The sequence below is a fragment of the Pseudomonas fluorescens genome (assembly GCF_902497785.1).
Taxonomy (GTDB): Bacteria; Pseudomonadota; Gammaproteobacteria; order Pseudomonadales; family Pseudomonadaceae; genus Aquipseudomonas; species Aquipseudomonas fluorescens_BO.
This window is the reverse complement of sequence record NZ_CABVHK010000011.1, coordinates 256,354-264,215: the sequence shown is the minus strand read 5'-3', so window position 1 is coordinate 264,215 and position 7,862 is coordinate 256,354. Positions and strand designations below refer to the sequence as shown.

General features: G+C 60.5%; 8 protein-coding genes. 2 read left to right on the top strand and 6 right to left on the bottom strand.

All coding sequences use genetic code 11. The features are described from left to right. Positions 1-83: 83 nt before the first annotated feature. Positions 84-386: a transposase gene (locus F8N62_RS31940; protein WP_224791342.1), complete on the top strand. Its 303-nt coding sequence runs from the start codon at positions 84-86 to the stop codon at positions 384-386. Then, a complete protein-coding gene (locus F8N62_RS18360; RefSeq protein ID WP_224791387.1) occupies positions 383-1,219 on the top strand; it encodes an IS3 family transposase in 837 nt (278 codons plus the stop codon). The genes F8N62_RS31940 and F8N62_RS18360 overlap by 4 nt, the downstream gene beginning before the upstream one ends. A gap of 61 nt (positions 1,220-1,280) precedes the next feature. On the opposite strand, the gene F8N62_RS18355 is transcribed toward F8N62_RS18360, so the two are convergent. The 6 genes from F8N62_RS18355 to nosZ all read right to left on the bottom strand — a co-directional run bounded on the left by F8N62_RS18355 (position 1,281) and on the right by nosZ (position 7,764). After that, the gene (locus tag F8N62_RS18355; protein ID WP_150712001.1) at positions 1,281-2,024 is read right to left on the bottom strand and encodes an SDR family NAD(P)-dependent oxidoreductase; all 744 of its coding nucleotides are present in this window, start codon (positions 2,022-2,024) and stop codon (positions 1,281-1,283) included. Positions 2,025-2,233: 209 nt separating this feature from the next. Next, the gene (locus tag F8N62_RS18350; protein ID WP_150711989.1) at positions 2,234-2,749 is read right to left on the bottom strand and encodes a nitrous oxide reductase accessory protein NosL; all 516 of its coding nucleotides are present in this window, start codon (positions 2,747-2,749) and stop codon (positions 2,234-2,236) included. 31 nt (positions 2,750-2,780) lie between these two features. Next, the gene (locus F8N62_RS18345) at positions 2,781-3,611 is read right to left on the bottom strand and encodes an ABC transporter permease (protein WP_150711988.1); all 831 of its coding nucleotides are present in this window, start codon (positions 3,609-3,611) and stop codon (positions 2,781-2,783) included. Then, positions 3,608-4,531 (bottom strand): ABC transporter ATP-binding protein, encoded by a 924-nt coding sequence (locus tag F8N62_RS18340; RefSeq protein ID WP_150711987.1) that lies wholly within the window; start codon positions 4,529-4,531, stop codon positions 3,608-3,610. Before F8N62_RS18340 ends, F8N62_RS18345 begins: the two co-directional genes overlap by 4 nt. Then, positions 4,528-5,817, bottom strand: a complete 1,290-nt coding sequence (locus F8N62_RS18335; protein ID WP_150711986.1) for a nitrous oxide reductase family maturation protein NosD — start codon at positions 5,815-5,817, stop codon at positions 4,528-4,530. Before F8N62_RS18335 ends, F8N62_RS18340 begins: the two co-directional genes overlap by 4 nt. 27 nt (positions 5,818-5,844) lie before the next feature. Then, positions 5,845-7,764, bottom strand: coding sequence for a TAT-dependent nitrous-oxide reductase (gene nosZ / locus F8N62_RS18330; protein WP_150711985.1), 1,920 nt, complete (start codon positions 7,762-7,764; stop codon positions 5,845-5,847). Positions 7,765-7,862 lie beyond the last annotated feature (98 nt).

The following is a 7,862-nucleotide window of genomic DNA, read 5'->3' as shown; positions in this document are numbered from 1 at the left end:
TCGCGAGCAAGCTGAACTGGCCTAATGATTTTGGACACTTCAATCGGGCGTTATGATGGCGCCCAAATCTGAGGTGTTTGAATATGCGTAAATCTTATTCCAGTGAGTTCAAGCTCAAGGCTGCCAGCATGGTGCTGGACGAGGGCCAGTCAGTTCCCGAAGTCTGTGCCAGTCTGGATATCGGCCCTACCGCCTTGCGCCGTTGGGTCGATCAGGTTCGCAAAGAGCGCCTGGGTTCGACCCCGCAGGGCGCTAAGGCGATTACCGCGGATCAGCGAGAGATTCAGCAGCTTAAGGCGTTGCTCAGGCAGAAAGACCTGGATATTGAAATCCTAAAAAAGGCCAGTGCTCTCCTGCTTTTGGACTCCAAAGATCATTTTCGCTGATCAACGAGCTGGACGAGCAGTACGGCGTTAACAATTGCTGTCGGGCGTTTGGAGTCAACCGCAGCAGCTTTTATGCCTGGCGTCAGCGCCAAGGTAAGGTGAAGCCTGAGCGGGAGAAACTTAAAGCCGTGCTAGTCGAGCATCACAAGGAATCCAGAGCGTCGGCTGGGTCTCGCACCCTTTCCAAGGAGCTGCAAGCAAAGGGGCATCGTGTTGGGCGGCATATGGCTCGCAGCTTGATGCGCGAAGCCGGAGTCGCCAGCCATCAACGCAGGCGGCACAAGTACAAATCTTCCGGCGTAGAAGCGCTGGTGGCGCCGCATGTGCTCAAGCGCAAGTTCGATGTCACGGCGATGAATCAGGTGTGGTGTGGCGATGTGACGTACATCAGGGTCGGCAAGCGCTGGATGTATTTCGCGGCGGTTCTGGATCTGTTTGCTCGCCGGATCGTAGGCTGGTCGTTTTCAATGATTTCCGATGCCACGCTGACCTGTGAAGCGTTGCGAATGGCGGTCGAATTGCGAGGCCGGCCGAAAGAGGTGCTGTTTCATTCCGATCAAGGCTGCCAATACACCAGCCACAAATTCAGAAGTGAGATGCGCAAGCATGGACTTGTGCAAAGCATGAGTCGTAAAGGTGAGTGCTGGGACAACGCCCCGATGGAGCGTTTCTTTGGGAGCCTGAAGTCAGAGTGGGTGCCCGAAGACGGCTACCGCTCGGAGCATGAAGCCCGCGTGGATGTTCAGCGTTATGTGATGCGTTACAACAACGTCAGGCTCCACAGCTACAACGATTACCGGTCGCCGGTAGCTATGGAGAGATTGGCGGCATGAAAACCGTAACTGGTGTCCAGAATTACTTGACCAGTTCAAGCTCGCTCCCACAGGGATTTTCTCAGCTCAACGTGTACCCGTTGTCCACTTTCCAGTCCTGTCCATAAACGCCCCGCGCCCCTTGGGACAGCTGGAAAATGATCACGTTAGCCACCGCCGATGCATCAAGAAAATGCCCCGGCAGCAGGCGCTTGCCAAGGGTGTCGGCGACATCGCCCAGTTCACCGTCACTCAAGCCCAAATGGTCCCACATTGACGTGGCGGTCGGGCCCGGGGAGACCAGGTTGATGCGCACATCGTATCGGGCAAACTCCACCGCCAGTGTGCGCGCCTGTGCCGCCAGTGCGGCTTTGCTGGCGATGCAGGCGGCCAGGCCGGGGAAGCTTGAACCGGTGAGGAAACTGCCGACAAACACCACCGACGCCGGACTCGCCAGCTCACCGCGCAACGCCGCCAAGGTGTTCAAGGCACCGGCGCCGTTGACCGCCCATTGACGCTCAAACGCCGCCATGTCCAGGCTGTCGGCCATTTCCGCAATGCCCGCGTTTGGCACCAGATAATCCACCCGCCCCAATGACGCCGCGCGCCACGCCAGCGCTTGCAAATCTTCCGCGCACGTCACGTCCCCGGCACACCATTGCAGGCGTTCACCGTAGATCTGCTGCAAGGCCGGCAACTCACCGACGCTGCGCGACATCGCCAGCACTTTGACCCCGCGCGGCAACAGCGCCGCGCACAAGGCCAGGCCAATCCCGGAACTGGCGCCGGTGATCACCGCCAAACGATCCTGAAACTCGGTTTGCATCATGTTCTCCTGGGCATCATCGATGCCAAGCACTGGGGCCATTGCGAGCCCCTATCTTTGAACACGCGCGAAAATACCGACTTGACGGCGATCAGATTTTCTCGATGACGGAAAACCAAAGATCGCAGGCTTCGCCAGCTCCCACGGGGCGTACACCCTCCCAATGTAGGAGCTGGCGAAGCCTGCGATCTTTTGACCTTGCCTCACCCTCAGTGCGACATGGCCGGCTGTTGCAGCACCGCCTGATCAATCTGGCTAAAGCGCAGCACGTGCCCGCCCTGCTCCTCGGCGAGTTTTTCCGCCGCTTGCTGGCTCGAGTACGACGCCAGCACCACACCCATCGCGCCTTTGAGCCGCGTGCCCACCACGTAAAACGCATCCTTGGCGTCAATCAGATGGGTATCATCCGGCGCATTCCACGGGCTGTGGCCCATGTCGTGGACATACAGCTTCGCATCGCCATGATGATTTTCCGGCTGCAACCACCAGCCGATCATTTCCGCCGTGGAGCAGAATTTCTTGATGCCGCTGCGCTCCACCACTTCGCCTTTGGGTCCGGGAAAGCCGTCGATGATCATGCCGCAGACATGGCATTCATCACTGGGGTGAAAAGCGCTGGCGGCGTCGCTGTAGCTGGCTTGGGCCGGCTTGTCACAGGCCGTCAGCATGAGGCAGACCATCAGGCCGGCCAGGTTGCGCAAGGTTGTCCAGGAAAGAGTGTTCATCGTCAGGTGCTCCAAAAACCAAGGTATGAATTCATGTCGCCCGCCGACGAAACAACAGCCAGGCCAGGCTCAAAGGCGCCGCTACCCACAACGACAGGCACAGCCAGAGCATCGCGCCCGGCACCGGCAAATCGCTGCCGAGGGTCAGCACGCCAGCGGTACTGGCGACGGCGTCGAAACCGGAAAGGTTGATCAGGCGATAGATGTCAGCGGGATTGAGCAGCAGTAGCCAGGGCAGTATTTTCGGGTTGAACTGACCTTCACTGATCACCAGCAATGCCAACAGCGCCAGATCGAACACCAGCACAAAGAAAAACCACACGCCCAGCGCCAGCCCGGCCGCTGTGGATTTCTCGGCCGACACACTGCTCAGCACATAAGCCAGCCCGAGAAAGCCCCAGCCGAGCAACGTCGAAGACGCTATGAAGCGGGCAAACGCCCAGAGCAGCAGTTGCAGTTCGATGTCCTCCACCAGCACGGCAATCGCCAGCATCGCGCAGCCGAATCCGATCAGCGTCGCCAGTGCCAGGATCAAGCCGTGGCCAATGAACTTGCCGAGCAGGATGTGCCCGCGCCCCAAGGGATAGGTCAGCAACAGCAGCAATGTGCCGCTTTCGTCCTCGCCGACGATGGCGTCATAGGCCAGCAGCAACGCAATCAGCGGCATCAGGAAGGTCGCAAGGCTGGCCAGGCTGGCGATGGTCGCAGGAACCGAGGTGAAGCCCAGTTGACCGGACGCCGCCGCGCCCAGCCAGGCGATGCCGGTGGCCAGCACCGCGAACAGCAGGCTGATCGCCAACAACCAGCGGTTGCGCAAACCGTCATTGAATTCCTTGCGCGCCATGTTCCAGATCGGGTTCACAGGGTCTCTCCACTGCGGGTCGCGGTCGCGCGTCCCATGTAGTAGCGGTACAGGTCTTCAAGGGACGGCGGATGGATTTCGACGTCAGCCGGTTCGTCTTCATTAAGCAATTGGCGCAACAGCCCGAGCTTGCTGCCATTGATCGCCGCCACTTCCAGGCCTTCCACGCCCCACCGTTGCGTGACGTGCCCGGCGTTGTTCCAGGCGGCCTGCAAAGACCCGGCACCTTTGAGTCCATGGGCGCGGATCAGTGTCGGCAACCCGGCTTCCTCGCGCAGACTGCGCAGACTGCCGAGGGCCAGCAGACGCCCCTGAGTCAGAATCGCCGCGCGATTGATGTGCGCCTCGACCCCCGGCAAAACGTGGGAACACAGAATCACGCTGGTGCCCTGGCTGCGCAGGCGGTCGAGCAACCGATACAAATCCTGGGTGGCGATGGGATCGAGGCCGACGGTGGGCTCGTCGAGCAGCAACAAACGCGGCTCGCCGAGCAAGGCTTGCGCCAACCCGAGACGCTGGCGCATGCCTTTGGAATACGTCTTGACCCGGCGCAGCGCTGCGCCCGCCAGGCCGACTTCCTCCAGCAACAGGTCGACTTGAGCCGGAGCAGCGCCTTTGAGTCGGGCGAAATGGCGCAAGGTTTCCAGGCCGCTCATCTGCGGGTAAAACGTCACGTTCTCCGGCAGATAACCGAGCAGGCGTCGCACCTGCGGATCGCTGGGCAAACGGCCAAACACCCGGACCTGCCCTTCAGTGGCCTGGAGCAAACCGAGCACCAGTTTCATGCTGGTGGTCTTGCCGGCGCCGTTGTGCCCGAACAAACCCAGCACCTCGCCTTCAGCCAGACTCAGGTTCAACTCATGCAGCACCGTGGTCTGCCCATAGCGCTGGCTGACGCCTTCGATGTCGATGACATTCATGTGCCCGGCTCCTGAACCAGAGTGTTCGTGGTGGATTTCATCAGCGGATGGCTGTCGAGCACGCCCGGCGATTTCATCACCGGGAAGGCCCGCTGCACCCAGCGCAGCAACTCGATCCCGGGACTGTTCATCAACAGCCGCACTTGCGGGTACAGCCACAGCAGGCGGTCGACGTTGTCGTTGGGTTCGTAGGCGATATCGCCGAGGCCATCGCTGTCGCGGTCCCAGCCCAGATAGTCGCTCCAGTAATTGCCGCGCCCGTCCACCGACCATTCCTGCAAGCGGGTGGCGACGTATTTGACCTGACGCTGATTGCCGACGAACGCGTTGTCGGCGATGCGGTTGTCTTCGGAGCCTGCGGTGAGGTGAATGCCCACTGCACTGCGTTCGAAGTGGTTGTGTTCGATGCTGTTGAACAGCGAGTTGTAGATGAACAGCGCCTTGCCCTCGGCGCCACTGATCATGCTGTCGCCGGTCGAGCCGTCGCGCACGTCGGTGACGAAGTTATCGCGCAAGGTGGAATAGGTGATGTAGTTCATCAGGATCCCGTAGTTCTGATCCTGCTCGGAGCGGTTGCCAATCACCGTGAGCTTGCGGCTTTGCATCAAGGCATAGCCGGTGCGGGTGCGCCGGGTGGTGTTGCCGATCACCCGGTTGTCGTTGGCGAACATGTAATGCACGCCGTAGCGCAAGTCTTCGAGGGTATTACCTTCGAGCAAGTTGCCATTTGAGGTGTCGATGTAAATGCCGTCGCGGGTGTCGCGCACGTGATTGCCGATGACCCTGGCGCCGTGCACCGCGTACAGGTGAATGCCGTTGCCGCGATCCTGCGAGCGCAGCGTCGGATCGCCCTGGATGCGGTTGTCGATCAGGCTCGCGTCCTGCGTGCCGTCGACCCAGATCCCGAACCCCTGTCCTTGCATGCGATTGCCTTTGATCACCGCGCCACGGGCCGAGGGTTGAAGGAACACCGCTGCGTTCATGGCCGTGAGGTCGTGTCCCCAGTCGAGAAACGTGCAGCCTTCGATCCGGACATCCGGCGCGCTGACAATCACCCCGTTGCCCTGCCCTTGCGCCTGAAACACCGCGCCGGGCTCACAGACAATCTGCATCGGTTGGTCGACGCTAAACGATCCCCGGTACTCCCCCGCCGGCAGTTGCCAGCGCTGCTCGGCGTCCAGGCGCAGCGGCAACGTGGTGACGGGTTGCACCGCCAGCGCGCTGCCGGACGCCAGCAGGAGCGCCAGCGCGATCACCTTCACCCGGTTACCCTTGATATCGGTCATCGGCCCGCTCCTGTGGCTGGACAAACGTCAGGCCCGCTCGACCTTCATGCGGCCGACCATTTCCATGTGCAACGCGTGGCAGAACCAACTGCAGTAATACCAATGCAGGCCGGCCTTGTCGGCGGTGAAGGTAATGGACGAAGTTTGCTGCGGGCTGATCTCCATGCTGGCGCCATGGTTGGTCATGACGAAACCGTGGGACACGTCTTCGATCTGGTCGATGTTGGTGATGATCACGGTGACTTCATTGCCCTGCTTGACCGTGAACTCGGTCAAGCCATAGGCCGGCGCCATGGAGGTCATGTAGACCCGCACTTTATTGCCATCGCGGATGACCTTGTTGTCCGTTTCAAGGTTGATGCCGTCTTTCTTGGCGATCGCCACGGTGGGGGCGAAGAACGGGTCGGTGCGGCTCCAGATCTTCTGCGTCTTGATCTGGTCGCGACGCGCGAGGATGCAGTCATGGGGTTCGGCAAACGCCGGGCCGTCGTGCACCAGTTTCATTTCGTCGCCGGAAATATCGATCAACTGATCGTTCTCGGGGTGCAGCGGCCCGGTTGGCAGGAAACGGTCCTTGGAGAATTTGCACAGCACCACCAGCCACTTGCCATCGGCTTCACTGGTTTCGGTGAGCGAGGCGTGGTTGTGGCCGGGCTGGTAATGCACGTCCAGCTTCTGCTTGATGTAATTGACCTTCTCGCCCTTGTAGGCACGAATCGCTTCCGCCATGTTCCACTTCACCACCTGGCTGTCGATGAACAGCGTGGTGTAGGCATTGCCGCGACCGTCGAAGGTGGTGTGCAACGGGCCCAGGCCTAGTTCCGGCTCGGCGACGATGACCTCGCGCGGGTCCTTGAATTTATCGGCGAACAGGTCGTCGAGGCGGTCGATGGCGATCATCGACACCGTCGGCGACAGCTTGCCGTTGGCAATGAAATACTTTCCATCGGAGGACGTGTTGAGGCCGTGGGGGTTCTTCGGCACCGGGATATAACGGGTGAATTCGGAGTCTTTGCCATCGGTTTTACGACCGTCGACCACCGGTACTTTCGAGTCTTCGAGGGTGATGAACTTGCCGGCCTTGATCGCCGCCTCGATGCGCGGGATGTTGAACACCACGACCCAGTCGCGCTCGTTGCGCATCATGCCGCCCAGGTCGTAGGCCTTCTCCGAGTTGTAGCACGTGGACGCGGCGTATTTGCCGGTGTAGTCGGCGTCGGAGTTGTCGAGGTTGCCGTCGACGATCACCTGGAACGCCATTTCCATTTTCTCGGCGTCGATGGCGTTGAACATGGTGAAGCTGTTTTTGTCTTGCAGGTCGAAGGTGTGGCCGTCATTGGGGTGCGGAATTACAAACTCGGCGTTGGCGAACACGTACTTGGTGTACGGCACCTTTTGCAGGCGCAGGCCGTGAATGGCTTGCACGTTCGGCACCGTGAGGATCTTGTCGCACTTCATGATGTCCAGGCGGATCCGCGCGACACGGGAGTTGGCCTTGTCGTTGATGAACAGGTACTTGCCGTCGTACTTGCCGTCGGTCATGGAGATGTGCGGGTGGTGACAATCGCCGTTCTGGAACTTGGCGCTGTCGCCGAGGATGTGCTTGCTCTCGTTGGTCAGGCCCCAACCGGTGGCCGAGTCGACGTTGAACACGGGAATGCGCATCAACTCGCGCATCGACGGCACGCCCAGCACCCGCACTTCGCCCTGATGGCCACCGCTCCAGAAACCGTAGTACTCGTCCAGTTCGCCAGGGCCGACATGGATTTTTGCCTGCGCATCCTTGACCGCGGCGGCCCAGGATTCACGGCTGAACACGGCGCCGCCCAGCGTCGCGGCACCCGCCAGCACCGCGCCGGTCACGGCACTGCTGCCGAGGAAGCCGCGACGGCTGAGTCCGGTCTGCTCTTCTTCCAGCACCGGTTTTGTGGATTCTTTGTCGGTCATGTTGCGTACTCCTTGAAGGGATAAGAACGGTGAAATCGGTCTGTAGGAGCGAGCTAGCTCCGGGCGGCGTTCCGACGATGGTCGTTAACGATGACGCG

Bases quoted from the DNA above. Each gene is read 5' to 3' on its own strand.
- F8N62_RS18335 (WP_150711986.1), bottom strand. From the start codon at position 5,817: ATGACCGATATCAAGGGTAACCGGGTGAAGGTGATCGCGCTGGCGCTC.
- F8N62_RS18355 (WP_150712001.1), bottom strand. From the start codon at position 2,024: ATGCAAACCGAGTTTCAGGATCGTTTGGCGGTGATCACCGGCGCCAGT.
- nosZ (WP_150711985.1), bottom strand. From the start codon at position 7,764: ATGACCGACAAAGAATCCACAAAACCGGTGCTGGAAGAAGAGCAGACC.
- F8N62_RS18340 (WP_150711987.1), bottom strand. From the start codon at position 4,531: ATGAATGTCATCGACATCGAAGGCGTCAGCCAGCGCTATGGGCAGACC.
- F8N62_RS31940 (WP_224791342.1), top strand. From the start codon at position 84: ATGCGTAAATCTTATTCCAGTGAGTTCAAGCTCAAGGCTGCCAGCATG.
- F8N62_RS18350 (WP_150711989.1), bottom strand. From the start codon at position 2,749: ATGAACACTCTTTCCTGGACAACCTTGCGCAACCTGGCCGGCCTGATG.